Genomic DNA, 25,486 nt, shown 5'->3' on the forward strand with positions numbered 1-25,486 from the left:
GCACCGGTGAGGTGCAAAAATGCGCCGCCAATACCAAGGTATCCGGATTGTTTATAAAATTAAACAAAGGTGATAAAAAATTACGATTTGTCTTCATTTGTTAGAAAAGTCTCAACTAGTTGATTTTGTGGGCAAATGGCTTTTTGAGGCGCCCTAAGCCGTCGCGTCTGCTGTCCCGCAGTCTAGAAAACAGCTCCTGACAGGGGACTGTCAGGAGCGTTTGCGAGCCTCCTTCACGTTGGCGTGAACGTCCGTTCGGCACGCAATGAGCCGACAGTGGGAACGGACGACTTGACGGATTGGGGCAAATGTCCTAGATGGCTAATAGGTCAATTGTCCTAGTCGGGCAAGGGGCAGTTTCAATCCGATCGGAAGGCAGGAGAGATGGCGGCCGGAGACACACGGAAGCAGATAATCGATGCGGCGGACGACCTGTTCTACGGGCTGGGCTTTTCCCAGACATCCTTTGCGGATATTGCCGCGGCGGTGAACATCTCGCGCGGCAACTTCTATTATCATTTCAAGACCAAGGACGAGATCCTCGAGGCCGTGATCGACAAGCGTCTCGCGGACCGGGAAACCTTGCTGAGCCGTTGGGACGAAACCGCCGCGCGGCCGGAAGACCGAATCGCCTGCTTCATCAGGATCGTCATCGCCAACCAGACGAAGATCATGGCTTACGGCTGCCCGGTCGGCACCCTGACCACGGAATTGAGCAAGCTCGATCACCCGGCGAAAGACAAGGCCAACCGCATCATGGCCCTGTTTCGCGACTGGCTCGTGCGCCAGTTCGAGGTTCTGGGAACCGGCGCGCTGGCAAAAGACCATGCCTTGCATGTTCTCGGCTGGAGCCAGGGCGTCGCGACCCTGGCGCAGGCGTTCAAGGACGAGGCCTATGTCCAGCGCGAAGTCGACAGCATTCTCGCCTGGCTGGACGGCGTTCGCAGCGCGGCTCAGGCAGCCGGCTGATTTCATTCCTTTAGACATGGAGACACGCGATGTATGTGGTGACCCTGACATTTTCCGAAAACAAGGCCCGCGCGGGTGAGCTGATGGACGGTCACAAGGCCTGGATCCGGCAGGGGTTCGACCGGGGCCTGTTCCTGATGGTCGGCAGCCTGCAGCCCAACCGGGGCGGGGGCATCCTGGCCCATGGCGCGGACCGGGAGACGCTTGAGGCCTTTGTCGCCGAGGATCCCTTTGTGGTCGAGGAGGTGGTGACCGCCGATATTCTGGAAATCACCCCGGCGCGGCTGGACGAGCGGCTGGAGTTTCTCGCGGCCTGATACGGGCCCGATACGAGCCCGATACGAGCCCGATACGAGAACGTGTTCACGGCGTGCTTCCGGAGGTTGCCAGAGGATACGGTTTGATGGCACTGGTTTTGTCGGGACAAACAATCGACACAGAGCGGCGCCAACTAGTGTGGTGAATTTGAAATTCGCCTCATTGTTGCAGCGACCATCGAAGCGAATTTCAAATTCGAAAACCACACTAAATACTTATGCTTGCTAGTCACCCTTTTGAATCTGAAGCTCGTTCCGAGTGTGCCGGGAAATAAGACGAACTTCAGATTCGGGTGACTAGCCCCTTAAAAGCTCTGGGAGGACGCCGCATGCTCGACATCAAGGGATCTCTGCCCGCTCTCGTGACCCCGTTCAAGGACGGCAAGGTCGACCTTGACGCGCTTGAGCGCCTGGTCGAGTGGCATATCGCAGAAGGCAGCGACGGTCTGGTAGCCGTCGGCACCACAGGGGAGAGCCCAACGGTGTCCAAGGTTGAGCACAAGGAAGTCATCACACGCGTCGTGGATCTTGTCGCCGGCCGGGTGCCGGTGATTGCAGGGACAGGGTCGAATGCCACCGCCCAGTCACTGGACATGCTGCAGCATGCCGAGGCCGCCGGTGCAGACGCCGCCCTGGTGGTGACCCCCTATTACAACAAGCCCAATCAGGCAGGTCTGTTGAGCCACTACAAGGTGCTGCATGACAACAGCAACCTGCCGATCATCCTTTACAACATTCCCGGCCGCTGCGTGATCGATATCCTGCCGGAGACGATGGCGGAGATGGCAAGCTGGCCGCGGATCATCGGTGTGAAGGACGCCACCGGCAGCATGGAGCGGGTCAGCCAGCAGCGGGCGCTCTGTGGCAAGGCCTTTGTCCAGTTGAGCGCGGAAGATGCTGCCGCGCTCGGCTTCAACGCCCATGGCGGCCGGGGCTGCATCTCGGTCACTGCCAATATTGCCCCGCGTTTGTGCGCGGAGTTTCAGAAGGCGTCGCTCGCCGAAGACCTGGAGCTTGCGCGCGATTATCAGGATCGGCTGTTGCCGCTTCATTCGGCGGTGTTCCTGGAACCGCCTGCCGCTTGTGTCAAATACGCCCTGTCGCGGCTCGGCCTTTGTCAGGAAGATGTCCGACTGCCGCTGACGCCGGTAACGGCGGAGACCCGACGGGTGCTCGACACCGCCATGGAACACGCGGGCCTCGTCTGACGGCCGCCGCGAAGCGGCCGCCATTTCCTAAAATGCGCAAGGACATGTTCACGGGCTGGCAAAGTTCAGCTTGGAAATATCGTATTTAGTCGTGTCCCGATGATCCGAATATGCCATCTTTCCGATGCGGAAGGTCATTTTGTGATGTTCGTCACACTTTCACTGCGCATGTTTGTTCGCATCAACTGGAGGACTGTGCAGAAATCTGCACAGTTGCACATTTTAACACTTTCGCCTTGAAGGGATTTTCTCTCTAAATATCAACGAACTGAGAAAGTCTCGCCAAGTTGGCACACCTGTTGCAATTCTGTTTGCATCGGCACCGGACAACACGGCGCCCCGGAAATCGAAAAGACAACAGGCAGTACAGACACCAACGCAAGATCCAAGGAGACTGAAAATGTCCAACATCGCATATGTCACTATCAAAGGCGCAACCCAGGGCGACATGACGTCCGACGCCACCACCGCCGACAGCATCGGCAATCTGTGGCAGGAAGGCCATGAAGGCGAATCCTTGGTCTATGCCTTCGAACAGCACGCCGTTGTGCCGCGGGATCCGCAATCCGGCTCCATCATCGCCACACGCCGCCACATGCCGACCACCTTCATGAAGCCGGTCGACAAGTCCACACCGTTGATGTGGCAGGCACTGGCCACCGGCGAGTCCCTGGAAATCGAAGTCCAGTTCTGGCGCACCTCTACCTCGGGCGTTCAGGAGCATTACTACACGATCAAGTACGAGGACGCCGTCCTGGTCGAAGGCAAGACGATCCTGCCGGACGTCAACGACGAAGCCAACGCCTCCCGCGGCGATTGCGACAAGTGGTCCTTCACCTATCGCAAATGCGTCTGGACGCACGAGAAGGCCGGTACCAACGCTTCCGACGACTACCGCGCTCCGGTCACCTGATCGACCGCTTGAAACCCGATGGACCGCGCCCTGCAACGCGGTCCATCCTGCCGGAAGGATGCCCCTCCTGTCGGCGCGAACCGCCCGGTCCCACCACCGGGCGGTTTCTTTTTTGGAACAAGCGTCCTCCCTCCGGTGTCACCCCGGACGAGCATCGCGAGATCCGGGGCCTACTCATTTCCAGAGCGCCTTGATTTTCGGCACGGCCGGGCTGCAAATTGGCACCGCCTCAACAAGCGGTACCGCGAGTGGGCCCCGGCTCTGCGCTGCGCTTGGCCGGGGTGACGCCGGGGTTCAGGCGCTGGCTTCGATCAATTCCGGCGGCGCCAATTTCCTACCCAAATGTCTCACCTCTTCGAGCTCTACGGTCAGGTTCTCCCGGACTTGTCCGCATGACCTCACAGGGATTGAGTCCAACAAAAAAGGCGCCCCGCTGGAGCGCCTTTTTTGTTGGATGTCAGAAGCTCACTGAACTCTCGGATAAAGCGTTTCGATCTCGCCGAGATCGCTGTCGCCTTGAAGCCGGTCCAGTTCCGGTGTCCAAGGGCCGGCAATCTCCGGTGCGTTCAGCATGGCGAGCGCCTTGCCGGCCGATCCCGGAATGACCTGGGTGAGGGCTTCCATAACGACGCGCAGGCAGTCGAGCGTCACGTAGATCACCGTCTGGCAGCGCTCTTTGGTGTCCTCGTTCTTGATGAGCTCCCACGGCGCCTGTTCGGCGAAATAGTTGTTCATCTCGTCGGCGACAGTGATGATCGCCTGGGTCCTGGCCGGGATCTCGGCAAGGTTGATCCAGCCGCCGAACCCGGCGGTCGCGTCAAGCACGGACTTGCGGATGGCTTCGTCCGCGGGCGACAGGGCACCTGGTGCCGGCAGCTTGCCGTCAAACCGGGCCTTGGAGAATTTGGCCGCCCGCGACAAGAGGTTGCCGATCTTGTTGCCGAGCTCGCTGTTATAGGTCTGGGTGATCAGGTCGACCGAGATCTGGCTGTCGCTGTCGGCGCGCATGTGCCGGGCAAGGTACCAGCGCAGGGCATCGACGCCGAGCTTCTCGATCACCTCGAGCGGATCGACCACATTGCCGATGGATTTCGACATTTTCACACCGCCGGCACCGACCCAGTGGCTGTGCACGGAGAGTTTCTTCGGCAGCGGCAGGCCGGCGGCCATCAGCATGATCGGCCAGTAGACGCCGTGCGGCTTCAGGATGTCCTTGCCGATCAGATGCTCGCATTCGGCCCACCAGGACGCATAGCTGTCGTCCGGCCAGTCGATATTGGTCAGGTAGTTGGTCAGTGCGTCGAACCAGACATAGGTGACGAAGTCCGCGTCGAAGGGCAGTTCGACGCCGAGGGTCACGCGGGTCTTCGGCCGGGAGATGCACAGATCTTCCAGCGGCTCGGACAGCATCTGCTTGAGCTCGTTCTTGAACGCTTCGGGCTGCACAAAATCCGGATTGTCGGCAATATGTTTCAGCAGGCGCTCGCGGAACGGCTCCATCTTCAGGAAATAGTTTGTTTCCTCGGTCTGCTCGACCTTCATGGTCGGGTGCAGCGGGCACTGGCCTTCCTCGGTGAGATCGCTCTCCTTCTTGAACTCCTCGCAGCCCTTGCAGTAGGTGCCGGTGTAGTTCTTCTTGACGATCAGGTCCTTGTCGAAGATCGACTGTTCCATGCCGGCGACAGCCTGTTTGTGGCCCTCGCGGCTGGTGCGCACGAAATAGTCGTAGGTGACGTCGAGCTGGTCGAACACGTCCCGGAACTCCTTGCAGCGCATGTCGAGGAATTCCTCGACCGGCAGACCCAGGTCCTGGGCGGCTTCCTGGTTCTTCTGGCCATGCTCGTCCACGCCGGTCGACAGCATCAGCTCATAACCCAGCGCCTGGCGGTTGCGTTTCAGGATATCGGCCATGATCGAGGTGAAGGCATGACCGATATGCGGGGAACCGTTGACGTAATAGATCGGGGTGGTGATGTAGCTTTTCATCCAGATGCTTTCGAATTTCCGGCTGATGTTGGCGGACCGCCTTCAAAACGTTGCCGTGCGGTCGCTGGGGCAGACCCAAAAAGTGAAGTCGCTGCTATATTTCACACTCACGGGAGCAAGAAAAGCCCCGGCCTTGCTTTCTACGCTCAAAGTGGGTGATCGGACCGGGATCTCAAGGGAGGCAACGTGAGGCGCTACGTCGCTCTCTCAGGTGCGACGCTGCCGAGACACTTCCCTCCCGGTTCGTCCTTGCCGGGCTTGACCCGGCAATCCATGCCGTGACATCGCCCCGAAATCTAAGACTCTCCATGTAGCGCTGAAACGGCATGGATGCCATGGTCAAGCCATGGCATGACGAAGCTGGGAAGGTGAAACCAAATCGATCCATTCTCACTGACCCCACCGGCAAGTCACCCGATCAGCCAGATTCCTCCGAGCACGAACAGCGCCAGGAACGCGGTCTGGGTGACCAGCATCCAGATGGCCGGGCCGCCGACTTCCAGGAGTTTCGGGATCGAGGTCTTCATGCCGACGGCGGCGATCGCCGCCAGCAGAGCCCAGCGGGAGACGTGACCGGCCAGGTCCTTGACCATTTCCGGGATCAGGCCGAGAGAATTCAGCGCGGCCAGCACCAGGAAGGCGACGACAAAGGCCGGCATGATCGGCGGACGGGCTCCGCCGGGTTCCGCGTGCTTGCGCAGGATCAGGGCCGCGACGAGCACGATCGGCGCCAGCATGGTGACGCGGATGAGCTTGACCAGCGTGGACAGATCGCCGGTTTCCTCAGAGATCGAAAATCCCGCACCGACCACCTGGGCGACATCGTGGATCGTGCCGCCGAGAAAGACGCCGGTCGCATCCTGGGACAGGCCCAGAGAGGACGTCAGGATCGGATAGAAGATCATCGCCAGGGTGGAGAGCACGGTCACGGTGATCACCGTGAAGGCAAGATCGCGTTCGGCATGCTCGCGCTTGGGCAGGATAGAGCCGATGGCCATGGCGGCCGACGCGCCGCAAATGGCGACCGCGCCACCGGAGAGAAACGAAAACAGCCGGTCGCGGCCGAACAGACCGCCAATCAGAAGCGAGAAGCCGATCGTCGCCAGAACGCCGACGATCACAAGAAGCAGAAACGGCAGGCCGAGCTGCTGCACCATCTCCACGCTGATGCGCACACCCAGGAGAGCCACTCCGACCCGGAGCAGCGTGCGCGCGGAAAAGGCGATGCCGGCGCCGGTGCGTTGTTCCTCGGAGAGAAAGTTGAGCGGCATGCCCAGAAGGATTGCCATCAGCATGGCCGGCGCGCCGTAATGCTCGTTCAGGAACTGGGCGGCAATCGCCACCAGACCGGCAATCGCAATGCCCGGGAACAGCCGGTTCGCCCGGTCTTTCAATGGTGACACCATTTTGCGTCCTTGTGTTGATTAACGGTCGACCGGAAGGCCGCTCGGGACAGTCTCGGGAATGCCGAAGGGCGGGGCCGACACAGAGCTTGTGCCGGTCAGGCTTTTCAGGAAAGCCACCAGATCGGCGATCTCGGTATCGGTGAGCGCGACGGGCTCAATATCGCGGAAACGGGCCTGGCGCGCCATCTCACGAGCGTCATTCCAGACCACAAAATCGATGGCCGCGAGCCAGGGCGCTTGCGGCAGCGCGGCTGTTTCGGGTGTCCAGCGGGCCAGCATTCCGTCCGGATCGAGATGATGGCGGACGATGCCTTCCAGGGTCGGATAGGCGCCGTTATGGCCGTAAGGCGCGGTGAGTTCGACGTTGCGCAGCATGGGCGTACGGAAGCGGTAGGCATCCTCCAGACGGTCGGTTTCGCCCATCACCCCGACATCGCGCACCATCGGATCGAACCGGCGGGTGCGGCCCGGACCGAAAGGCGGCAGGCCGAGGGCGTGGAATTGCTGGTCGCTCAGCAGCTTGCCGGAATGACAGCCGGAGCAGCCCGCCTTGCCGTAGAAAAGCTCAAGACCGCGCGTCTGGCCCGCATCGAGCGCGGCTTTGTCACCGCCGAGATACCGGTCGAACGGACTGTCGAAGCTCTGCCATTCCACCGCCTGGAACGCGGCTAGCGCATTGGCGATCTCGACGATGGTCACCTGGTCCGGCGTGTCGATGTGATCGAAGGCCTCAACAAACAGTCGGCCGTATTCGGGGATCACACGCACCCTTTTGGCGAGGATCGGCCAGGCATTGTCGATCCGGTCGTGAATGGCACCGGCGACCTCGTTTTCTTTCGGATTGCCGGCCATTTCGAACTGGGCGGTCACCGGGAACACCGCTTGGGCGGCGAGCAGGGAATTGAAGCCGGTTGGCAGCCATTCCTCGGCCGGGGAGTTGAAGCCGTTTTCATAGGTATCGGCGATGGAAAGGCGGCCATCATGGAACAGGGTATGAAGCTCTTTTGCGCCGAGATTCCAAAGGCCTGGAGCGTTTCTCGGAATCCGTTTCTTGATCCGGCGGTCGCCGGATCCGGCAACACGCTCCGGACCCAGCCCTTCGCCGCCTTCACCGATCCCGAGCGACAGCCGGTCGCCGGTCCCGAGCCGGGGATGATGGCAACCGGCACAGGCAATATTCCTGTTGCCGGACAGGATCTTGTCGTAAAAAAGGAGCTGACCGAGCGCCGCCTGCTTGCGGTCGAACGCGAGAAAGTCGTCCTGCGTCAGCGGCGCGGGCAAGTCAGAAGCCGCGGCAGGCGCCGCCAGACAGAAAGCCAGAGGGATCCAGCGCAACCCATGCAGACCAAACTGAAAACCGCCTTGCTTGTCCTGACGCTTCTTTCGTCGCCCGCTTTGGCCGAAATCGAACACGCGCGCGACCTGATGGAGGCCAACCGCTACGAAGAGGCAATGAAGGAACTCTGGCCGGCTGCGCGTTCCGGCAATGCCGACGCCGAGGAGCTGATCGGTGTCATGTATGCCATGGGGCTCGGCGTCGAGCGCGACGACCAGCGGGCCTTCGAGTGGTACTTGAGAAGCGCCATGAAGGGCCATCCCGGCGCCCAGTCCGGTATCGGCTGGTACTATGAGGTCGGCCGCGGCATGCCGGCGCCCGATCTTGTCCGGGCCTACATGTGGTACACGCTCTCGGCCATCGGGGGCGATCCTGATGCGGCGATCTCTCTGGAAGAGGTGGTCAAAAAAATGACCAAGGAAGAGATTGAAAAGGCGCATATCCTCGTCGGCGATTACAAGGTCTGGATGTATCCGTTCAATTGAAACTGTCCAATCGGCCCAGGGCTCGGGTCTGGGAGCCCTGGGCGGAGGGGACGAATGATGACGCCCTTCTTTCTTTCCTTCGTCATCCCATGGCTTGACCATGGGATCCATGCCGTTTCCTGTCCAGAGACGAGAGCCGTGATTGAGGCAAGGTCACGGCATGGATTGCAGGGTGAAGCCCTGCAATGACGAAGCAAGAGAAAGTAGACACCGCGCCAAATGACTATTGGGCGCGGTGTTTTTCGTTTTAGTTCAGATCCGCGTCACGCGAGGCGTTGACGTCGGCTTCCGCTGCCGCAACGGCCTCTTCCAGGGCACCGAAGATCTCGCCGCCACGGGCAACGTTTTCCTGGAACCAGGCATAGACCGGGGTTGCGGCTTCCTTGAAGGCGGCCTTCTGTTCCGGGGTCGGCACGTAGAGATCGCCGCCACCGGCCACGAAGTCCTCATAGGCCTTGATCGACTTGCGCTTCGGCGAGGCGAAGGTGGCCTGCTGCAGGGCATAGAAGCCGTCGACGACAACGCGGCGCAGGTCTTCCGGCATGGACAGGAACTTCTCGTTGTTCATCCACCACAGCGCGCCCATATAGGCGTGGCCGTCCAGGGTGACATATTGCAGGCCGGCATCCGGGAACTTCATGCCCATGATGTCGGTGATGCCGTTCTTGGAACCTTCGACAACGCCGGTCTGGAAGGAGGTGAACAGCTCCGGCCACGGGATCGGGGTCGGGGAAGCGCCAAGGGCCTTGACCAGCTCCTGCGGCAGGTCGGCGACCACAGTGCGGATTTTCAGACCTTCCATATCGGCCGGCATGGCGACGCGGCGCTTGGTGTTGGCGAAGTTGCGCCAGCCGCCGGTATTACCGATGGTCATCAGGCGGATCGCATTATCGCTGTCTTCCAGGGCCATGTCGCGCATGGTGCGGGTGAACTGGCCGGACAGAACATGTTCGGCGATACGGTCGTCGCTCATCATGTAAGGCAGGTCGAGAACCTGCACATACGGGAAGATGCCCGACGCGCCGCCGGAGGTGGAAATGTAGATGTCGATCGCGCCGCCGGCGACGCCCTGCAGGCATTCCGCGCCGTTGGAGCAGAGCTGCGTGCCGATGAAGAGTTCGACTTCGATGGCGCCGTTGGAGGCGGCTTCGACGAAGTTCTTGAAGACCACCAGGCCGTCATAGTCCTCGTCGTTCTCGTTGGAGTTGGCGGTTGCGCGCAGCGTATAATCCGCGGCAATCGCGCTGAGGCTCGAGCCGGCGAGCATAGCCGCGACGGTGAGCGTTTTGAGGGCAGTTTTGAGCATGAGGTTCCTCCCTAAGTAAGCTCAAATCAGTTGGCAAATCCGGTCAGACGCGGGATCGTCATGGAAAGTGCCGGGATATAGGTGATCAGGAAGATCACGGCGATCTCCACCGCGAGAAACGGCAGAATGGCTTTGGCGATGGTTTCGACCCGTTCCTTTGAAACCGAGGCCGCGACGAACAACACCAGCCCCATGGGCGGTGTGGCCAGGCCGATGGTCAGGTTGACGCTCATGATGATGGCGAAGTGAATCGGATCGACGCCCATCTCGATGAAAATCGGGCCGAGGATAGGTCCGAGAATGATGATGGCCGGACCCGCGTCCAGGAACATGCCGACCACAAACAGGAGCAGGTTGATCAGGAACAGCAGGATCAGCGGGTTGTCAGACAGGGTCAGCACGAAGTCGGCCATGATTTCGGGTGCATGGCTGAGACTGACCACGGTCTTGAAGGCCATCGCCGCGCCGACCAGCAGAAGCACGACGGCGGAGGTGATGCCGGCCCGGTTCAGGATGCCGGGCAGGTCGTTCAGCCTGATCGAATGCAGCACGAAGAAGCCGATGATCAGCGCATAGGCGACGGCGACAGCGGCCGCTTCCGTCGGCGTGAACACACCGATCAGGATACCGCCCAGAATGATGATCGGTGTCTGCAACGGCGCGACCGCCTTTTTGCAGACGGTGCGGAAATCCGCGGAGACGGCCTTGCGCAGGCTCAGCAGGATGCCGTGCGAGACTGCCAACAGCACCAGGAAGAGAACGATAGCCGTCACGCCCGACAAATCCACAAAGGCCGTGGCTACCATCATGAGCAGCGTTGCCAGATTGAGGCGCAGCAGCAGCAGGGACACCCAGTATTCGACCGGGGCCATTTTCTGGCCCGGATTGACGATCCGCTGGGCTTTCGGCAGGTCGTATTTGTCCGCCATGAAGCGCACCATCAGCATCAGGCCGATGCCCACCATAACGCCCGGTACGATCCCGGCCAGGAATAGGGCGGCGACGCTCTCACCCATGACATAGGCGTAGATGATCATGATGCCGGAGGGCGGGATGATCGGACCGATCACCGAGGAGGCCGCGGTGACGGCCGCCGCGAACTTGCGGGTATAACCCTGCTTTTCCATCGCTGGGATCAGCATGGAGCCGAGCGCGGAGGTATCGGCGACGGCGGATCCCGAAAGGCCCGCGAACAGCATCGACGACAGGATGTTCACATGGGCGAGGCCGCCGCGCAGATGGCCCATCAGCGCCTGCGAGAATTCCACCAGGCGGGTGGTGATGCCGCCCTTGTTCATCATCTCGCCCGCGAGCATGAAGAACGGAATCGCCATCAGAGGAAAGCTGTCCATGCCGTTGTAGACGTTGCGGTAGAGCAGCGTGATGTCGCGTTCCTGGCCGTTCAGCCACAACAGCATGCCGGGCGCGGCCAGAAGGCCGAAGAACACCGGCAGACCGATCATCAGGAAGACGAGAAAGACGGGAAGAAACCAGATCAGCATCAGTCAGCCCCCGCCATGTCCGCGTCCGGAATGATCGGCAGGCGTTCGCCGCCGCCGAGCAGTGAGATCAGGTTGCGCAGGACCAGTTCGATATTGACCAGGACCAGCAGGATCACGCCGACAAACAGCGACAACATCATCCAGCTGCGCGGGACGCGGATCCATTGGTCAAAGGTCAGGCTGCCCGGCACATAAAGCGAGGCGGTGGCGAATTTGCCGCCGAAACCGGTGACCTCGCCATAACCGATCTGGACCGCAACCACGAGCACGGCGAGAGAGATCAGCAGCAGGACAAGGGAGAGCAGATTTCCAAGAATCCGGGGCAGGGCATGGGTCAGCATGTCGATGGCGACAAATCCGCCGCGCCGGAAGGCCGTCGGCGCCATCAGGCCGGTCATCCAGAGCATGCAGAACCGGGCAGCTTCGTCCGGCCAGGGCAGGGCATTGTTGAAGACGTAGCGGGCGACGACCTGAACCAGGATCGCCACCACCATCAGTGCCACGGCAAGGATGCCGATCCAGCGGCCGATCCGCAACAGATGCGAATTGAGCCAGTCGAGCGGTGCAAGGACCGCCAGCATAATGCCCATCTGGGCTCCTCCCTAAGTTCCCTCCGGAACGGGGCGTTCGCCGCCCCGGTTTCCGCGCTTATTCTGGCGCGATTTGGCCGAGCTTGCCCGCAAAAAAGGTCAATGCATCTCCCTGGCGCATTTCCGCCTGCATGACTTCGCCGAGCACGATCAGATGGTCGCCGCCTTCATAGGCGGCATAGCGTTTGCACTCGAACCGGGCGAGGCAGTTTTCGATCAGGGGCACGCCCTTGTCGTCGATCCGGTGCGGCAGCTGGTCAAAGGCGTGGGCGTTGCGCACGAAACCGTTGCAGACCTCGGCCTGGTGATGACTGAGCACGTGGATCGCATAGTGTTTGGCGGTCTCGAAATAGCGGAACCGGCGCGAGCCCTTGTCGGGCATCCACAGTACCAGCGGCGGGTCCAGCGACACGGACGAGAAACTGTTGGCGGTAATGCCAACAGGGCCGTCCGCCGAATGGGTGGTCACCACCGTGACCCCGGTCGCGAAACGCCCGAAGGCATCGCGCAGGAGGCGGGTGTTGTCCGTATCCGGTTCGAATGTAACGGGATGATTGGCGTTCTGCATGGTCATCAGGGCACCTCTTGTCCAAGGGCCGCCTCGTAGAGGCGATACCAGGTTTGCCGGTCAAGATTGACTTTCAGGGCATCGGAAATCCGGGAGACCCGTTCCACATTGTTGGTGCCCATGACCGGCAGGAGTTTTGCCGGATGAGCAAGCAGGAAGGCGACGGCAACCGCGGACCGGTCGACGCCATGTTCAAGCGCCAGTTCGTCCATGATCTTGCCGAGCGGGCCGCCTTCTGTGATCAGAGATCCGCCGCCGAGCGGCGACCAGGCCATCAGCTTGGTGCCGAGGCGCTGGTGGAAGGCAAGATCGCCATTGGTGAAGGGCGAAATCTCCTTCAACGAAATCTCGATCTGGTTGGTGACCAGCTTGCCCGACATGGCGGATTGCAGCAGTTCCCAGTCCCAGGGGCGGAAATTGGAAACGCCAACGTTTCTCACCTTGCCGCTCTTGACCAGATCGTCGAGCGCGGCGCCGGTTTCCTGATGGTCCATGAACGGATCGGGCCGGTGGATCAGCAGGAGATCGATGGTCTCGATGCCCATGTCGGCAAGCGAGTACTCGACCGCGCGTTCGATATGGGCGCGCGAGGTGTCATAATATTTCACCTTGGCATCGGCATAACGCCCCATCGGCGCGACGATGTCGCACTTGGTGACGATTTCCATTTTGGACCGCAGCGCCGGATTGGCCTTCAGCGCGCCACCCAGCACGGCCTCGGCCGCATAGCCGCCATAGATGTCGGCCTGGTCGAAGGTGGTGATGCCCTGGTCGAGGCAGGCCTGGATCTTGCGTTCCACATGGGCCGGCGAGGTGTCGCTGTCGTCGCCAAGGCGCCACATGCCATAGATCAGGCGGGAAAATTCAAGCGTTTCAGAGAGTTTGACGCGTTCCATTAACGGCGGACTCCGTTTCCGAGCGGGGTGGCGGGGGTTTCTGCCGGAACGCGGCCATAGGCATGCGGAAGCGAGCAGGTCTTCAGATTCGGCAGCACGCGGGCGCCGAAATGCTTGGCTTCTTCCAGATGCGGATAGCCGGAGAAGATGAAGGCGCGGATACCCATCTTCTGGTAGCCCTCGATCTTGGACATGACCTGGTCGGTGGAGCCGACCAGCGCGGCGCCGCAGCCCGAACGGGCCCGGCCGACGCCGGTCCACAGGTTCTGTTCGATATAGCCGAACGCGTCGGCGACCTCGCGGTTCTTGGCCTGGTGGCTAACCCCGAGGGACTTGGCATCAAGGGCGCGTTCGCGGATGGCCGTGCCTTGGTCGTCATCCAGCTTGGAGACGATGTAGTCGGCATATTCCTGCGCTTCCTTCTCGGTGTCGCGCACGATCATGTGGACGCGCAGGCCATAGTCGAGCGTGCGGTCATATTTCTCGGCGACCGCATGGACGGCCTTCATGCGGCCTTCCAGCTCTTCCATCTTTTCCGGCCACATCAGATAGACGTCGCAATGCTGGCCGCACAGGTCCAGGGCCGCCGGCGAATAACCGCCGAAATAGAGCAGGGGGCCGCCGGTCTGATAGGGGCGGACCGGATCGGTGGTCAGGCCCTTGAAATTGTAGACCTCGCCCTCGTAATTGATCTCGTCCCGGGTCCAGGCCTGTTTCAGGATCTCGACCACTTCGCGCGAGCGCTGGTAGCGGTAGCCGCTGTCGGCCTGCTCGCCCGGGAAGTCGGAGGAAATGATGTTGACCGTCAGCCGGCCCTTCAGCATGTGATCGAGCGTCGCAATGGTGCGCGCCAGCATGATCGGCTGCATCTCGCCGCAACGCACGGCCGCCAGAAGATTGATTTTCTCGGTGATTGGCGCGCATCCGGCGACAAAGCTCAGCGTGTCCTGGCCCACCTGATAGGAGGACGGACACAGGATGTTGCGGAAGCCCTGCGCCTCGGCGGTCTTCACGATGGACGAGCAATGCTCCCAGCTCGAGCGCAAGTGGCCTTCGGGAACCCCCAGAAACTGATAGTCGTCGGAACACAATGCAGCAAACCAGGATACCTCCGCTGCATCGAGATCCGGTGACGTGACTGGGACTGCGGTCATGAAATTCCTCCCCGGGATCAACCGTTTGAATGGCGAAGCACTCGTGCCGCCCGCATTTGAACGATTGAGGTTTCGCTATTTTCGTTTGTTTTCGATTGGCTTCACTTTGCCGTCGATTTCCTCTTGCATATCACCCGGTTTGATGTAAATCAATAGTGTATCAATTTCGAAAGACAGGCAACCGGAAACATCATGCCCACCGCTTCGCAGTCGCCCAACGCGCTGCCGCTCTATGTGCAGATAAGTGAGCTTTTGATTAGGGATATCGCCGCTGGACGGCTGATTGACGGCGAGAGATTGCCGCCCGAAAGAGACATGGCCGAGGATCTTGGCATCTCCATCGGCACATTGCGCAAGGCGCTGGCGGATCTTACGGAAAAAGGCTTACTCGAGCGGATCCAGGGTTCGGGGAACTACATACGTCAGGGCGGCACCCAGGAAAGCGTCTACGCCATGTTTCGCCTGGAGCTTCTGTCGGGCGGCGGTCTGCCGCGCGCCGACATTCTGGACGTGACGCGATTGGCCAAGCCGGACGATCTGCCGGCCTTCGGTACAAGCGGCGAGGGAACCCGCATCCGCCGTCTCAGATATCTGAATGACGTGATGATCGCGGTCGAGGAAATCTGGCTCGACGGCGATGCCGGCACGGTCCGCCGCGATCTCCTGTCCGATTCTCTCTACCGCTACTACCAGAAACAGCTCGGTTTCTGGATCGCGCGCGCCGAGGACCGGGTGACCATCGGCAAGGTGCCTGACTGGGCGCCGGAGGTCTTTTCCCTCGTCCCGGGTACCGTCACCGGTTTCATCGAACGCTTCAGCTGGGCCGACCGGCCCAAGCCAATCGAATATTCGCGAACCTGGTTCGACACGAACCGGGCGCATTACGTTCAGCGACTGAAATAGGTGGGCCGCAAACCCGCCGCACAAGGAGAATGAAATGCCTGCAAAGGTACGTTACGGGGTCATTGGCTGCGGCATGATGGGGCAGGAACACCTGCGCAACATCGCATTGTTGCCGGACACCGAGGTCACTGTGATTTTCGAGCCCGACGCCGGCATGGCCGCCGAGGCTGCGCGCTTCGCGCCCAACGCCATATTCGTGGACTCGGTTGCGGAGCTGTTGGATGTCGACGCGCTCGATTGCATCCTGATCGCCAGCCCCAACCATTGCCACGTGCCGCAGATGGAGGAAATCCGCAGGAAGCGCCCGCTGCCGCTGCTTGTCGAAAAGCCGCTCTTCACCGACCCGAAGGATCTCGCCGAGCTCGACACCTTCAAGGCGAATTACCCGGCACCGGTCTGGGTGGCAATGGAGTACCGCTATATGCCGCCGATCGCGGCCCTGATCGACCAGGCCGAAGCGGCGACGGGCGGCATCAAGATGCTGACCATTCGCGAGCACCGCTTCCCGTTCCTCGACAAGGTCGGCGCCTGGAACCGCTTCAACAAGTATTCCGGCGGAACCTTCGTTGAGAAATGCTGCCATTTCTTCGACCTGATGCGCCTGATCATGAAGGCCGAACCGGTGCGCGTGATGGCCTCCGCCGGTCAGGACGCCAACCACAAGGACGAGGTTTATGACGGCGCGCAGCCGGACATTCTCGACAATGGTTATGTGATCGTCGATTTCGAAAACGGCGCCCGCGCCATGCTGGAACTCTGCATGTTCGCAGAAGGCTCGCGCTACCAGGAAGAGGTGGTCGCCGTCGGGCCGCAGGGCAAGATCGAAGCCTTTGTACCGGGCCCGGGACGGTTCTGGCCGGAAGAACTCGGCGAGCCGCCTGTGCCGCAGCTGGTCGTTTCGCCGCGCAGCCCGAAAGGACCGCGCCAGATCGATATCCCGGTCGATCCGACCATACTCGACGCGGGCGACCACAACGGCTCGACCTTCTATCAGCATGAGGGGTTTGTCGCCGTCGTGCGCGGTGAGAAGGCCCTGCCGGAAGTCACGCTAGAGGACGGCCGCCGGGCGGTGGAAATGGGCCTCGCCGCGCAGCAATCCGCGCGCACCGGGCAGGCTGTTCTGATCAGGCCGCAGTCTCTTTCCTCGGTCGCCTGCTAGGGTTCATAATCCTGGCGAGGCAGTGTTTCCTCAGGGGCATCGGCCGGCGTGACACAGGTCTCGCCGGTCTATTTTTACCAGCTGTCGTCCGGCAGCAGAGAGCCGATGGCATCCGTGCTGAAGCCGTCCCGGCCGCGGCGCATGTTGAGCGCGCGGATCGGCACCTTGTATTCCCGTCCCGTATCCGTCTTGCGGCATTGCTGTTTGCGATAGGCGAAGTTGTCCGGAACATCGCGGGTGTTCTGCACCAGAACGCAGAAAAGGTCATAGCGGCCGTTTATTGCCACCTCGCGCCGGGCGCCTTGGGCGACGATCACCTGTCGGTGGCGGCTGAAGGAGCGGTCGAAAAGCAGAAAATTGCAATATTTGGCGCTGCCATTCGGGCTGCGCGTGCTCTGGCAATAGAAGATTTCCGCGCGGGCACTGCCCGCGGAGACAAGGGAGACCAGACCGGAGAACAGCAATGCCGCAAGACAAAGCAAGGCGGCGCGGTAGGCGAAAGGCATCGGAAGGGCTCCTGAAATCGACGCGAACTGCGTTGAGTGTCACCATGCAGTCAAAATATGAACTTACCAAGCGTTAGGAAGATGTGTTGCGCGGCACTGGACATTTTTTCGCCCCTTGCGCAGGATCTTATTCTGACGTCACGGTTGCTCTCGCTGCAGATGGCAACTGGCACTGTGCACGCGTTCCGACCGGACAAACCGGCCCTGCCTAAGGGAGCCCCCTATGCGCAAGTTTCTTTCAGTCTTTCTTTCGTCCACCCTCGTTTTCCAGACGGTTCTCGTAAACGGCGCTCTGGCCGCGCCTGCGGTGACCACGGCCAATGTCAATTTCCGCCAGGGACCTGGCACCGGCTTCGGCTCGCTCGGCACAGTTCCGAACGGCACCCAGGTCGAGCTTGAAAACTGCGACGATAACGGCGCCTGGTGCTCGATCAGTTACAACGGTCAGAACGGCTTTGTCAGCGGCCAGTATCTGCAGCTGAGCGAACCGGAACAGACCACTGGCTGGCCGCGCTCGTTTGAGACCGATGCCGGCGCGACGCTGGTGCTCTATCAGCCGCAATTCACCGAGTGGGACAATTTCAAGACCCTCAAGGCACTGATCGCCGCCGAATATATCAAGGACAAGGATGCCAAGCCGATCTTCGGCGTCATCGGTGTCAGCGGCACGACCGTTGCGGACACGGAGAACGGCGAGGTAGATGTCAGCCAGATCCAGGTGACCCAACTTGATTTTTCGTCTCTCGACCGGACGTCGCTGACGGACCTGTCACTGCAGGTCGGCAAGATCATGCCGACCGGTTCGATCACCGTGAAGGAAGACCGGATCACGGCAGGCCTCGCCGAATACCAGCGCATGGACGATGTTCAGGGCCTGAACAGCGAAGCGCCGCCAATCTTCATCACAACCGAGCCGTCCATTCTAGTGCAGACCGAAGGCGCGCCGATCTTGGCGCCCGTCAAAGGCGACCAGGGCCTCAGTTTCGTGATCAACACCAACTGGGACATTCTCAAGATCGACGACACGGGCGAGCTTTACCTGCGCGACCAGACCTCGTGGCTGACGACCAAGGACGTCTCCAGCGGCTGGCAGCCGGTCGACAAACTCCCCGATCTGATCAACTCGCTGCCGGATGACGACAATTGGAAGGAAACGAAGGAAGCCATACCGGGCGAACCTTTCCCGGACAACAAGCCCCCAAAGGTGATCTATTCCGACACGCCGGCGGAAATGATCGTCTTCGAAGGCGAACCCAAGCTGGAGCCTGTCGAAGGCACCGATCTGGAATGGGCGTCCAACACCGACAGCGACGTCTTCTTCCTGAAGTCCACGTCCACCTGGTACATCCTGGTCTCGGGCCGCTGGTTCAAGTCGACCTCGCTTAAGGGCCCCTGGACCTTCACGACGCCTGATATGCCGTCCGATTTCCAGAACATATCCGAAGACGCATCCTATTATTCGGTGCTCTCCTCGATTCCCGGCACGTCGGAGGCGGAACAAGCCCGGCTCAAGGCCTCCATTCCATCTACGGCGCGGGTTGAGATCGGCTCTGTCTCGGCGGAGGTCGCCTATGCGGGGGATCCGGAATTCGAGACAATCGAGGGCACGTCGATGTCCTACGCGGTCAACACCAATGACCAGGTGATCCAGGTCGGCGCGAAATATTACGTGCTTCAGGACGGGGTCTGGTTTGTCGGCGACAGCCCGGAAGGCCCGTTCCAGGTGGCGACCGCGGTGCCGGATGAGATCTACACCATCCCGCCGTCCTCGCCGGTCTACAACACCACCTATGTGCGCATCTATGAAAGCGAACCGGACGCCGTCTGGTACGGTTACACGATGGGTTACCTGACCGGCTTCCTGGCCTGGGGCACCTTCGTCTACGGGACCGGCTACTACTACCGGCCCTGGTATCGGCCCGGTTTGCGCCCGATCTACTTCCCGCGTCCGGTGAGCTACGGCATCGGCGCCTTCTACAATCCGATCCGCGGCACCTATGGCCGCTACGGCTACGCCTATGGTCCGTTGCGCGGCATTGCCGGCGGTGGGATCTACAATCCGCGCACCGGCGGCTATATCCGCGGCGGTGCGATCAGCGGCCCGCGCGGCAGTGCCGGCTTCATTTCCGCCTATAACCCGCGCACGGGCAACCGGGTCGTCGTGGGCGGCGCCCGTGGCATCTACGGCTCCTGGGGCGGCAAGGTTGTGACCGGGCCGCAATGGTCCCGGACCCGTGACCTGCAGACCGGGGCTGCCAAACGCTGGAAGCAGGACGGCAATCTCGGCCGTGTTGCCAATCTCGACCGGCGCGGCGATGTCTTTGCCGGCCGGGACGGATCGGTCTATCGCCGCGACGGCGACAAGTGGTCGAAATTCGAGGGCGGCCGCTGGGGCGATGTTGCCGCCCCCTCGCGTGACAACATCCAGGACCGCCTGGGTGATCTCGGCGCCGGGGCCGCGATTGGGGCCGGCGTTGGTGCGGCGCTTGCCAACCGGCCAATTGGCGACAAGCTTCAGAACCGGCCGAATGCAGGCAACCGGCCCAACATCCAACGGCCCACAAACCTGCCGGCCGGCCAGAAACCGAATGTTCAACGGCCGAATGTGCAGAAACCCAATGTGCAAAAACCGAATGTACAGCGGCCGGCGAAACCGCCAAGCGTCCAGAAGCCGAATGTACAAAGACCGGCGCAGCGCCCGGCGGTGAACAAGCCGAATGTGCAGCGCCCGGCGCAACGGCCTCAGGCGCCTGCGCATCTGAACCGGGACCGTCAGGCCCGCCAGGCGGGCAACAAACAGGTCAACCGCCAGCGCAACGTCCAGCGCTCGCGCCCGCAGCAGGCGCGGCCGCAGCGGGGCGGTGGTGGCGGCGCTGCCAAACGCCGGGGCGGCGGCCGGCGGCGGTAGTCATTAAGCCTTGGCGGCCAGCGCATGCACTGGAGCGCGGGCCACATATTCAACGTCATCCTGAGGAGGACTGAAAGGTCCCTCTCGAAGGATCCGCTGCACATTCTCGAACAAGGGGCAAATCCTTCGAGACAGCGCTGGCGCGCTTCCTCAGGATGACGGTGTCTTTTGTGGAAAGGTAATTGTCGACCGAACTGGTCCGCAGCTAAATCGGCAGGTCCCGCGCGTCCGCTATGGCTTCCATGGTCATGTAGGAGGTGACAGTGTCCAGATCGACCCGCTCGATCAGGCGCTGGTAGACCCGGTCGAAGGCGTTCATGTCCTCGACGATTACCTTCAGCATGTAGTCGTAATCACCGGCGATCCGGTAGAAGTCGATCACGTTGGCGATCGCCAAAACCTCGCCGCGGAAGGTCTCCAGCCAGTCCTTGGAATGGTGCCGTGTGCGGATCATCACGAAGACCGTGAGATCCAGCCCGAGCCGTTCCGGATCGAGCCGGATCGTATGGCCCTCGATCAGCCCGCTTTCATAGAGCGTCTTGAGACGCCGCCAGCAGGCGTTCTGGGAAAGACCGACCTTGTCGGCAAGCTCCCGTTGCGACAGGCGGGCATCCCGTTGCAGGGCACGCAGAAGCGCACGGTCAATCTGATCGAATTTTTTATCCATAGACGATCAAATGACACAAAATTTTTGGGTGTGCAATTGAACAAGGTGAAGAATACTGCTCTGAAAGGGTCGTATGATCTGCGCAAATAGCAATCGGAGCAGCAGATGACCCACGGAACCGGCACGGCACTCGATCATTTTCGCGACGGCCTGAAAGGCCCGGACCTGATTGCGCGCCTGCGCGCAGGCCTGATCGGCGAGGGCGCGACCATCACCGGACCATTCGGTGAGAGGGACCTGATCTATGCCGACTACGTCGCCTCGGGCCGTGCGCTGCGCCAGATCGAGGAATTCGTGCTGGAGGAAGTGCTGCCTGTCTATGCCAACAGCCACACCGAGGCGTCCTACTGCGGCAGCGTCATGACCCGCATGCGCGAGGCGGCCCGCTCCGAAATCGCCCGCATGTGCGGTGCGGACGAGGCGTTTGCCACCGTCTTTTGCGGTTCGGGCGCAACGGCCGGATTGAACCGGCTGGTGCATCTGCTCGGCGTTACCGGGGCAGCGGAACGGGGAGAAAACCCGCTGGTTGTCATCGGCCCCTATGAGCATCATTCCGACATTCTGCCCTGGCGGGAAAGCGGCGCCGAAGTTATCGAGATCGCCGAGGCGGTCGATGGCGGACCGGATCTCGCCATGCTGGAAGAGGTGCTGCGCAAGGCCGGCAAGGGCCGGCTGATCGTCGGCGCGTTTTCGCTGATGTCCAATGTCACCGGCATCGTTACGGATGAGGACGCCGTCACAAGGCTCCTGAAACATCATGGAGCGCTCAGCGTCTGGGACTGCGCGGGCTCCGGTCCCTATCTGCCGATTGACATGAAGGCCGGAACGGATGCGGAGAAGGACGCGATTGTCGTTTCGCCGCACAAGTTCATTGGCGGTCCGGCGGCCTCCGGCGTCATGATCCTGCGCAAGAAAGCAGTCCAAAAAACGACGCCGGTGTTCCCGGGCGGCGGCACCGTCCGCTTCGTCTCGCCCTGGGCGCATGACTATTCCGCCAATATCGCGGCGCGCGAGGAGGCAGGCACGCCCAATGTCATCGGCGATATCCGGGCCGCGCTCGCCTTTCTGGTCAAGGAAGCGATCGGCGACCGGCTGATGGCGGAACGCAATGCCGCCTGGCGCGCCAAGGCGCTTGCCGTCTGGCAGGACAATCCGGCAATCGAGATCCTCGGCAACGCCAAGGCCCGGCACGTGCTCCCGGTATTTTCCTTCCGTATCCGTGACCTGGAGCGCGGCGGCTACATCCACCAGCAGCTGGTCACCCGCATGCTGTCGGATCTTTACGGAGTACAGGCGCGCGGCGGCTGCGCCTGCGCCGGGCCTTACGCACACCGGTTGCTGGACATCGGTCAGGCCGAGTCCGAAGCCCTGCGCCAGGGCATCCTGTCCGGTGAAGAGCTGAAGAAACCGGGCTGGACGCGCCTCAATTTTTCGGTGCTGATGTCGACGGAAAAAGCCGACAAGATCATTGCCGCGGTCGAGGATCTGGCAATGAACCCTTATCCAGTTGCGGATTATTATGCTTGCGACACGTCCACGGCCCGTTTCAAGGCCGTCCGGGACGCAGCTTGAGGAACAGCAAAACATGTGTCGTTGGGCAGCCTGGAGCGGGGCTCCGAAATATCTGGAAGAAATCATCTGCGATCCCGATCATTCGCTGATCGACCAAAGCCGCAACGCGCTGTCCTGCAAGACCTCGGTCAACGCGGACGGCTTTGGCGTTGCCTGGTACGGTGACCGGGAAACGCCTTGCGTCTACAAGGACGTGCGTCCGGCCTGGTCGGACCCGAACCTTCTGCAGATCGCGACCCATATCCGTTCCGGTCATTTTCTGGCCCATGTGCGTGCGTCCACGGGCACGGCGACGACACGCGACAATTGCCATCCTTTCACCCATGAGCGCTGGACCTTCATGCACAACGGCCAGGTCGGCGGTTATGACAAGGTCCGCCGCCGCCTCGACAACATGATCCCGGACGATCTCTACCGGAACCGGATCGGCGCCACCGACAGCGAAAGCCTGTTCCTGGTGGCGCTTGCCTATGGTCTGAAACAGCATCCGCGTGCGGCCATGGCCCGTGCCGTCTTCGAGGCCGAGGCCCTGTCGCGCTATGCCGGCACCACACCGCATATGCGCTTTGCCGCCGGCTGGTCCGATGGCGATGCGCTTTACGCCGCCCGCTACGCGTCGGACAATTTCGCGCCTTCGCTCTATTACCGGGTCTATGACGACGGTGTCATGGTGGTCTCCGAGCCGCTGGACGAAGCCCGCAATTGCTGGATGGAAGTGCCCCAGGGCCAGATGATCGAGGTCCGGGACGGCAAGGTTATCCAGACGGCGTTTCTGAGTGACGAGGAGCTGGCCGAGGCGTCAGGCCGTTGAAAAGAATATGCTGAGCTAACTTCAAAAAAGTCGGCATCCTGAGGAGCCTCGACAGCGGCGTCTCGAAGGATCTGCAGCTTGCTCCTGAATGTGCAGCCCGTCCTTCGAGACGGACCTGTCGGTCCTCCTCAGGATGACGCTGAATATGTGGCGCGGCGGTCGTAAATACCTGGCCCTGTTCTCGCTCTCCTTTTGGCACTCGGCAATTTTCTGGAGGCCGATTGGCACTGATATGCTGCCCTGGCTCCAAAAAAAGTCGTCATCCTGAGGAAGCGCGAAAGCGCTGACTCAAAGGATCGGCCACTCGCTCTTCTATTCGCAACCGGCCTTCGAGACGGACCTGACGGCCCTGCTCAGGATGACGATGAATACGTGGCGCGGTTCGGGAGCCTTACCCAGGTAACGATCAACTCTCCACCCAGTGCCAGGCAATGTCGATCTCGTCCTTGTCGAAATGCTTTTCCTGGATGCCGACCATCTTGGCGAAGGTGGCGTCGACCGCCACCAGGGCGGCCAGAAGCTTGCTGTCGGTGACGATGGCGACCTTGTTCATATGCTGCATGTTGGCGAGCACCCATTTGATGTCCGCCGCCGCGGCTTCGAGGGAAACACCGGCATGCGCGCCGATGACCACCAGGACGCTGATCTTGCCGTGATCCTCGATCAGCTCCTCGGCCTTGGCGATCAGTTCCTTTTCCTGATCGATGCCGATCTTGCCGGTGATCTCGACACCGAGCACCGGTCCCTGGCTGCGGGGCAGGATCTCATACATGGCATTAGCTCCCAGACGACGCATGCGCGCGTTTTCAACCGGAAGAAGGATATGCGCAGCTTTCAGGCGGGATCAAGGAAAGCCGGGGGGCTGAGTGTTACTGCGTAGGGCCGGCCGAAACACAGGTTTCAATGTCCTGGGGTCAGGCCGGTTCCTGTGCCAGCCTGTCGATAACGGCCCGGGTCTGCCGGTCGACTTCCTCACGGATCTGCCGGGTGAGGGGGGCGTAGTCCGTCCGGTCCCGCCCGTAGCCCAAATTAAAATCAAAAAAGATCACGTCGCCGTCCGGCATTAACAGGTGCTGCAGCATGGTTTCCAGCTTGTCGAAGGCCTTGGCGAGTTTCGCCTCGGCACTTTCGGCAGCGGTATACTCGTCCCACAATGCCAGCAACTCACCGGCAAGGTCTTCGGGAAGCGGAGCGCACAATGTCTGAAAGTCGCGCCGCTCCCGGGCCTCGCGGTCATCGCCGGGCGTCTGGAACGGCGCGGGGACATCGCCGGAGATCGCCTCGCCGAGATCATGGACAAGGCAGAGTTTCAGCAGTCTTGAGACGTCAAGCTCCATCAGGTCTTTCTCGAAGACCAGCACCATCAGCGCCAGGCGCCAGCTGTGTTCCGCTGTGCTTTCCGGCCGTCCCTGGCGGGTCGAGCCTGAGCGAAGCGTGTCTTTCAACTGCTCGGCGGCCTGCAGAAAATCCAGAATGCCGGTGAGTCGAGCAGGATCAATGGCCAGCGGCGAGGAGGGGAGATCGGTCTGTGTCATGGGGCGAGGGTAGCGGTCGCGGTCGGCGTGCACGAGCCGATGAATATTTTATGCGGCGGCTTGTTCGCGCACCAGGCGCGCAAAACGTCCATCGGAGAGCGGCAGCCGCGAAATTCGAATGCGGCTTTCCGGGATGGTCATCTCGGGATAGTCGACCCGCTCCGTCTCATAAAGAATGTCCGGGCTGTCCGGCTCGAACCAGCCGTGATCGGCCAGACTGTGCTCTGCCCTGCGGATGCCCTCCGAGGCGAAGCGCCACAGCGGCCGGTTGAGAAACTCGGAGACCGGCAGATGCCACTCCGCCTGCCGGGCGGGAGACATGGCGAGCAGCCGGTGTGTCAAGTCGCAGACCAGATGAACCGGCTCATAGGACTGCGACACGAGATCGAGCAGCGCCCGGTCGGCCGCGGTCGCGGGCCGGGCGCGCAAAAGCTGGGTGATTTTCAGAAGGTGCCGGCCGTCCGGCCGCGCCTGGCCGCTTTCCCATCTGGAGATGCGCGTTTGCGACACGCCGAGATCCCGCGCCAGCACCTCCTGCTTGACGCGGTTCAAAAGCCGCCACCGGCGCAGCGACGGGCCGAGACTGGATTGGAGAACGGCGGTTTCTGTCGGCATGGCCGCAAGGATACAGCGTATTCGGTTGAACGGCACCGGAAAAGGAACAGGTGAAATGCTTCCTTCAGTCGAGAGGACAACGAAGCTCAACGAATTTGAAGTGTCCTCAAACCTTTCATTCCTCATCCCGGCCAAGCGCAGCGCGAGCCTTGACCGGGGAGCCACCGTGTCGTG

The 25,486-nt window shown here is 61.3% G+C and carries 24 protein-coding genes; 10 read left to right on the forward strand and 14 right to left on the reverse strand.

Annotation, left to right across the window (positions count from 1 at the left end; translation table 11 throughout):
* The first annotated feature begins 384 nt into the window (after nucleotides 1-384).
* The 4 genes from M0H32_RS06625 (at nucleotide 385) to M0H32_RS06640 (ending at nucleotide 3,407) form a co-directional block, all read left to right on the forward strand.
* Nucleotides 385-969, forward strand: a complete 585-nt coding sequence (locus tag M0H32_RS06625) for a TetR/AcrR family transcriptional regulator (RefSeq protein ID WP_248152421.1) — start codon at nucleotides 385-387, stop codon at nucleotides 967-969.
* 29 nt (nucleotides 970-998) lie between these two features.
* On the forward strand, nucleotides 999-1,286 hold the full coding sequence (locus tag M0H32_RS06630; protein WP_248152424.1) for a YciI family protein: 288 nt from the start codon (nucleotides 999-1,001) through the stop codon (nucleotides 1,284-1,286).
* A 329-nt stretch (nucleotides 1,287-1,615) separates the two neighbouring features.
* Nucleotides 1,616-2,494, forward strand: coding sequence for a 4-hydroxy-tetrahydrodipicolinate synthase (dapA, locus tag M0H32_RS06635; RefSeq protein WP_248152426.1), 879 nt, complete (start codon nucleotides 1,616-1,618; stop codon nucleotides 2,492-2,494).
* Between the two features lie 400 nt (nucleotides 2,495-2,894).
* Nucleotides 2,895-3,407: an Hcp family type VI secretion system effector gene (locus tag M0H32_RS06640; protein ID WP_248152432.1), complete on the forward strand. Its 513-nt coding sequence runs from the start codon at nucleotides 2,895-2,897 to the stop codon at nucleotides 3,405-3,407.
* Between the two features lie 465 nt (nucleotides 3,408-3,872).
* Here the strand turns inward: M0H32_RS06640 and metG are convergent, their stop codons facing one another.
* From metG to M0H32_RS06655, 3 genes are all read right to left on the reverse strand, one after another.
* The gene (gene metG / locus M0H32_RS06645) at nucleotides 3,873-5,393 is read right to left on the reverse strand and encodes a methionine--tRNA ligase (protein ID WP_248152434.1); all 1,521 of its coding nucleotides are present in this window, start codon (nucleotides 5,391-5,393) and stop codon (nucleotides 3,873-3,875) included.
* A 410-nt stretch (nucleotides 5,394-5,803) separates the two neighbouring features.
* On the reverse strand, nucleotides 5,804-6,799 hold the full coding sequence (locus M0H32_RS06650; protein WP_248152436.1) for a YeiH family protein: 996 nt from the start codon (nucleotides 6,797-6,799) through the stop codon (nucleotides 5,804-5,806).
* An 18-nt stretch (nucleotides 6,800-6,817) separates the two neighbouring features.
* On the reverse strand, nucleotides 6,818-8,080 hold the full coding sequence (locus M0H32_RS06655; RefSeq protein WP_248152438.1) for a cytochrome-c peroxidase: 1,263 nt from the start codon (nucleotides 8,078-8,080) through the stop codon (nucleotides 6,818-6,820).
* Between the two features lie 57 nt (nucleotides 8,081-8,137).
* Here M0H32_RS06655 and M0H32_RS06660 point away from each other — a divergent pair, with 57 nt between their 5' ends.
* On the forward strand, nucleotides 8,138-8,620 hold the full coding sequence (locus M0H32_RS06660; protein WP_248152440.1) for a tetratricopeptide repeat protein: 483 nt from the start codon (nucleotides 8,138-8,140) through the stop codon (nucleotides 8,618-8,620).
* 247 nt (nucleotides 8,621-8,867) lie between these two features.
* On the opposite strand, the gene M0H32_RS06665 is transcribed toward M0H32_RS06660, so the two are convergent.
* From M0H32_RS06665 to M0H32_RS06690, 6 genes are read right to left on the reverse strand one after another with little or no spacing between them, the layout of a single operon-like run.
* Nucleotides 8,868-9,926, reverse strand: a complete 1,059-nt coding sequence (locus tag M0H32_RS06665) for a TRAP transporter substrate-binding protein (RefSeq protein ID WP_248152443.1) — start codon at nucleotides 9,924-9,926, stop codon at nucleotides 8,868-8,870.
* 26 nt (nucleotides 9,927-9,952) lie between these two features.
* A complete protein-coding gene (locus M0H32_RS06670; RefSeq protein ID WP_248152448.1) occupies nucleotides 9,953-11,428 on the reverse strand; it encodes a TRAP transporter large permease in 1,476 nt (491 codons plus the stop codon).
* Entirely contained in the window at nucleotides 11,428-12,018 is a 591-nt protein-coding gene (locus M0H32_RS06675) for a TRAP transporter small permease (protein WP_248152449.1), read from the reverse strand. Before M0H32_RS06675 ends, M0H32_RS06670 begins: the two co-directional genes overlap by 1 nt.
* 58 nt (nucleotides 12,019-12,076) lie before the next feature.
* Nucleotides 12,077-12,592: a flavin reductase family protein gene (locus M0H32_RS06680; RefSeq protein ID WP_248152457.1), complete on the reverse strand. Its 516-nt coding sequence runs from the start codon at nucleotides 12,590-12,592 to the stop codon at nucleotides 12,077-12,079.
* Nucleotides 12,592-13,482, reverse strand: coding sequence for an aldo/keto reductase (locus M0H32_RS06685; protein WP_248152459.1), 891 nt, complete (start codon nucleotides 13,480-13,482; stop codon nucleotides 12,592-12,594). The genes M0H32_RS06680 and M0H32_RS06685 overlap by 1 nt, the downstream gene beginning before the upstream one ends.
* Nucleotides 13,482-14,636, reverse strand: coding sequence for an LLM class flavin-dependent oxidoreductase (locus tag M0H32_RS06690; RefSeq protein ID WP_248152461.1), 1,155 nt, complete (start codon nucleotides 14,634-14,636; stop codon nucleotides 13,482-13,484). The genes M0H32_RS06685 and M0H32_RS06690 overlap by 1 nt, the downstream gene beginning before the upstream one ends.
* A 192-nt stretch (nucleotides 14,637-14,828) precedes the next feature.
* Here M0H32_RS06690 and M0H32_RS06695 point away from each other — a divergent pair, with 192 nt between their 5' ends.
* Entirely contained in the window at nucleotides 14,829-15,539 is a 711-nt protein-coding gene (locus M0H32_RS06695) for a GntR family transcriptional regulator (protein ID WP_248152462.1), read from the forward strand.
* A gap of 34 nt (nucleotides 15,540-15,573) precedes the next feature.
* Nucleotides 15,574-16,698: a Gfo/Idh/MocA family protein gene (locus M0H32_RS06700; protein ID WP_248152464.1), complete on the forward strand. Its 1,125-nt coding sequence runs from the start codon at nucleotides 15,574-15,576 to the stop codon at nucleotides 16,696-16,698.
* Nucleotides 16,699-16,772: 74 nt separating this feature from the next.
* Here the strand turns inward: M0H32_RS06700 and M0H32_RS06705 are convergent, their stop codons facing one another.
* Nucleotides 16,773-17,204, reverse strand: coding sequence for a hypothetical protein (locus M0H32_RS06705; RefSeq protein WP_248152466.1), 432 nt, complete (start codon nucleotides 17,202-17,204; stop codon nucleotides 16,773-16,775).
* 223 nt (nucleotides 17,205-17,427) lie between these two features.
* On the opposite strand from M0H32_RS06705, the gene M0H32_RS06710 reads away from it, so the two are divergent.
* On the forward strand, nucleotides 17,428-20,112 hold the full coding sequence (locus M0H32_RS06710) for an SH3 domain-containing protein (RefSeq protein WP_248152469.1): 2,685 nt from the start codon (nucleotides 17,428-17,430) through the stop codon (nucleotides 20,110-20,112).
* A gap of 205 nt (nucleotides 20,113-20,317) precedes the next feature.
* On the opposite strand, the gene M0H32_RS06715 is transcribed toward M0H32_RS06710, so the two are convergent.
* Nucleotides 20,318-20,779, reverse strand: coding sequence for an Lrp/AsnC family transcriptional regulator (locus tag M0H32_RS06715; protein ID WP_248152470.1), 462 nt, complete (start codon nucleotides 20,777-20,779; stop codon nucleotides 20,318-20,320).
* 105 nt (nucleotides 20,780-20,884) lie between these two features.
* Here M0H32_RS06715 and M0H32_RS06720 point away from each other — a divergent pair, with 105 nt between their 5' ends.
* Nucleotides 20,885-22,351 carry an aminotransferase class V-fold PLP-dependent enzyme gene (locus M0H32_RS06720; RefSeq protein WP_248152472.1) on the forward strand — a complete coding sequence of 489 codons (1,467 nt, stop codon included), beginning with the start codon at nucleotides 20,885-20,887 and terminating at the stop codon, nucleotides 22,349-22,351.
* Between the two features lie 13 nt (nucleotides 22,352-22,364).
* The gene (locus M0H32_RS06725; protein WP_248152474.1) at nucleotides 22,365-23,162 is read left to right on the forward strand and encodes a class II glutamine amidotransferase; all 798 of its coding nucleotides are present in this window, start codon (nucleotides 22,365-22,367) and stop codon (nucleotides 23,160-23,162) included.
* A 406-nt stretch (nucleotides 23,163-23,568) separates the two neighbouring features.
* Here M0H32_RS06725 and M0H32_RS06730 read toward each other — a convergent pair whose 3' ends face one another.
* The 3 genes from M0H32_RS06730 to M0H32_RS06740 all read right to left on the reverse strand — a co-directional run bounded on the left by M0H32_RS06730 (nucleotide 23,569) and on the right by M0H32_RS06740 (nucleotide 25,312).
* Nucleotides 23,569-23,934 carry a SpoIIAA family protein gene (locus tag M0H32_RS06730; RefSeq protein WP_248152476.1) on the reverse strand — a complete coding sequence of 122 codons (366 nt, stop codon included), beginning with the start codon at nucleotides 23,932-23,934 and terminating at the stop codon, nucleotides 23,569-23,571.
* Nucleotides 23,935-24,076: 142 nt separating this feature from the next.
* Nucleotides 24,077-24,697, reverse strand: a complete 621-nt coding sequence (locus tag M0H32_RS06735) for an HD domain-containing protein (RefSeq protein ID WP_248152479.1) — start codon at nucleotides 24,695-24,697, stop codon at nucleotides 24,077-24,079.
* A gap of 48 nt (nucleotides 24,698-24,745) precedes the next feature.
* Nucleotides 24,746-25,312, reverse strand: coding sequence for a helix-turn-helix domain-containing protein (locus M0H32_RS06740; RefSeq protein WP_248152485.1), 567 nt, complete (start codon nucleotides 25,310-25,312; stop codon nucleotides 24,746-24,748).
* Nucleotides 25,313-25,486 lie beyond the last annotated feature (174 nt).

It is taken from the genome of Roseibium sediminicola, from assembly GCF_023156505.1.
GTDB lineage: Bacteria > Pseudomonadota > Alphaproteobacteria > Rhizobiales > Stappiaceae > Roseibium > Roseibium sediminicola.

What these genes read in the sequence shown, in the direction of transcription:
- M0H32_RS06700 (WP_248152464.1), top strand. Translation starts at nt 15,574, where the DNA reads ATGCCTGCAAAGGTACGTTACGGGGTCATTGGCTGCGGCATGATGGGG.
- M0H32_RS06685 (WP_248152459.1), bottom strand. Translation starts at nt 13,482, where the DNA reads ATGGAACGCGTCAAACTCTCTGAAACGCTTGAATTTTCCCGCCTGATC.
- metG (WP_248152434.1), bottom strand. Translation starts at nt 5,393, where the DNA reads ATGAAAAGCTACATCACCACCCCGATCTATTACGTCAACGGTTCCCCG.
- M0H32_RS06650 (WP_248152436.1), bottom strand. Translation starts at nt 6,799, where the DNA reads ATGGTGTCACCATTGAAAGACCGGGCGAACCGGCTGTTCCCGGGCATT.
- M0H32_RS06680 (WP_248152457.1), bottom strand. Translation starts at nt 12,592, where the DNA reads ATGACCATGCAGAACGCCAATCATCCCGTTACATTCGAACCGGATACG.
- M0H32_RS06725 (WP_248152474.1), top strand. Translation starts at nt 22,365, where the DNA reads ATGTGTCGTTGGGCAGCCTGGAGCGGGGCTCCGAAATATCTGGAAGAA.
- M0H32_RS06740 (WP_248152485.1), bottom strand. Translation starts at nt 25,312, where the DNA reads ATGCCGACAGAAACCGCCGTTCTCCAATCCAGTCTCGGCCCGTCGCTG.
- M0H32_RS06625 (WP_248152421.1), top strand. Translation starts at nt 385, where the DNA reads ATGGCGGCCGGAGACACACGGAAGCAGATAATCGATGCGGCGGACGAC.
- dapA (WP_248152426.1), top strand. Translation starts at nt 1,616, where the DNA reads ATGCTCGACATCAAGGGATCTCTGCCCGCTCTCGTGACCCCGTTCAAG.
- M0H32_RS06695 (WP_248152462.1), top strand. Translation starts at nt 14,829, where the DNA reads ATGCCCACCGCTTCGCAGTCGCCCAACGCGCTGCCGCTCTATGTGCAG.
- M0H32_RS06665 (WP_248152443.1), bottom strand. Translation starts at nt 9,926, where the DNA reads ATGCTCAAAACTGCCCTCAAAACGCTCACCGTCGCGGCTATGCTCGCC.
- M0H32_RS06630 (WP_248152424.1), top strand. Translation starts at nt 999, where the DNA reads ATGTATGTGGTGACCCTGACATTTTCCGAAAACAAGGCCCGCGCGGGT.
- M0H32_RS06660 (WP_248152440.1), top strand. Translation starts at nt 8,138, where the DNA reads ATGCAGACCAAACTGAAAACCGCCTTGCTTGTCCTGACGCTTCTTTCG.
- M0H32_RS06670 (WP_248152448.1), bottom strand. Translation starts at nt 11,428, where the DNA reads ATGCTGATCTGGTTTCTTCCCGTCTTTCTCGTCTTCCTGATGATCGGT.
- M0H32_RS06690 (WP_248152461.1), bottom strand. Translation starts at nt 14,636, where the DNA reads ATGACCGCAGTCCCAGTCACGTCACCGGATCTCGATGCAGCGGAGGTA.
- M0H32_RS06715 (WP_248152470.1), bottom strand. Translation starts at nt 20,779, where the DNA reads ATGGATAAAAAATTCGATCAGATTGACCGTGCGCTTCTGCGTGCCCTG.
- M0H32_RS06705 (WP_248152466.1), bottom strand. Translation starts at nt 17,204, where the DNA reads ATGCCTTTCGCCTACCGCGCCGCCTTGCTTTGTCTTGCGGCATTGCTG.
- M0H32_RS06730 (WP_248152476.1), bottom strand. Translation starts at nt 23,934, where the DNA reads ATGTATGAGATCCTGCCCCGCAGCCAGGGACCGGTGCTCGGTGTCGAG.
- M0H32_RS06675 (WP_248152449.1), bottom strand. Translation starts at nt 12,018, where the DNA reads ATGGGCATTATGCTGGCGGTCCTTGCACCGCTCGACTGGCTCAATTCG.
- M0H32_RS06640 (WP_248152432.1), top strand. Translation starts at nt 2,895, where the DNA reads ATGTCCAACATCGCATATGTCACTATCAAAGGCGCAACCCAGGGCGAC.
- M0H32_RS06710 (WP_248152469.1), top strand. Translation starts at nt 17,428, where the DNA reads ATGCGCAAGTTTCTTTCAGTCTTTCTTTCGTCCACCCTCGTTTTCCAG.
- M0H32_RS06720 (WP_248152472.1), top strand. Translation starts at nt 20,885, where the DNA reads ATGACCCACGGAACCGGCACGGCACTCGATCATTTTCGCGACGGCCTG.
- M0H32_RS06735 (WP_248152479.1), bottom strand. Translation starts at nt 24,697, where the DNA reads ATGACACAGACCGATCTCCCCTCCTCGCCGCTGGCCATTGATCCTGCT.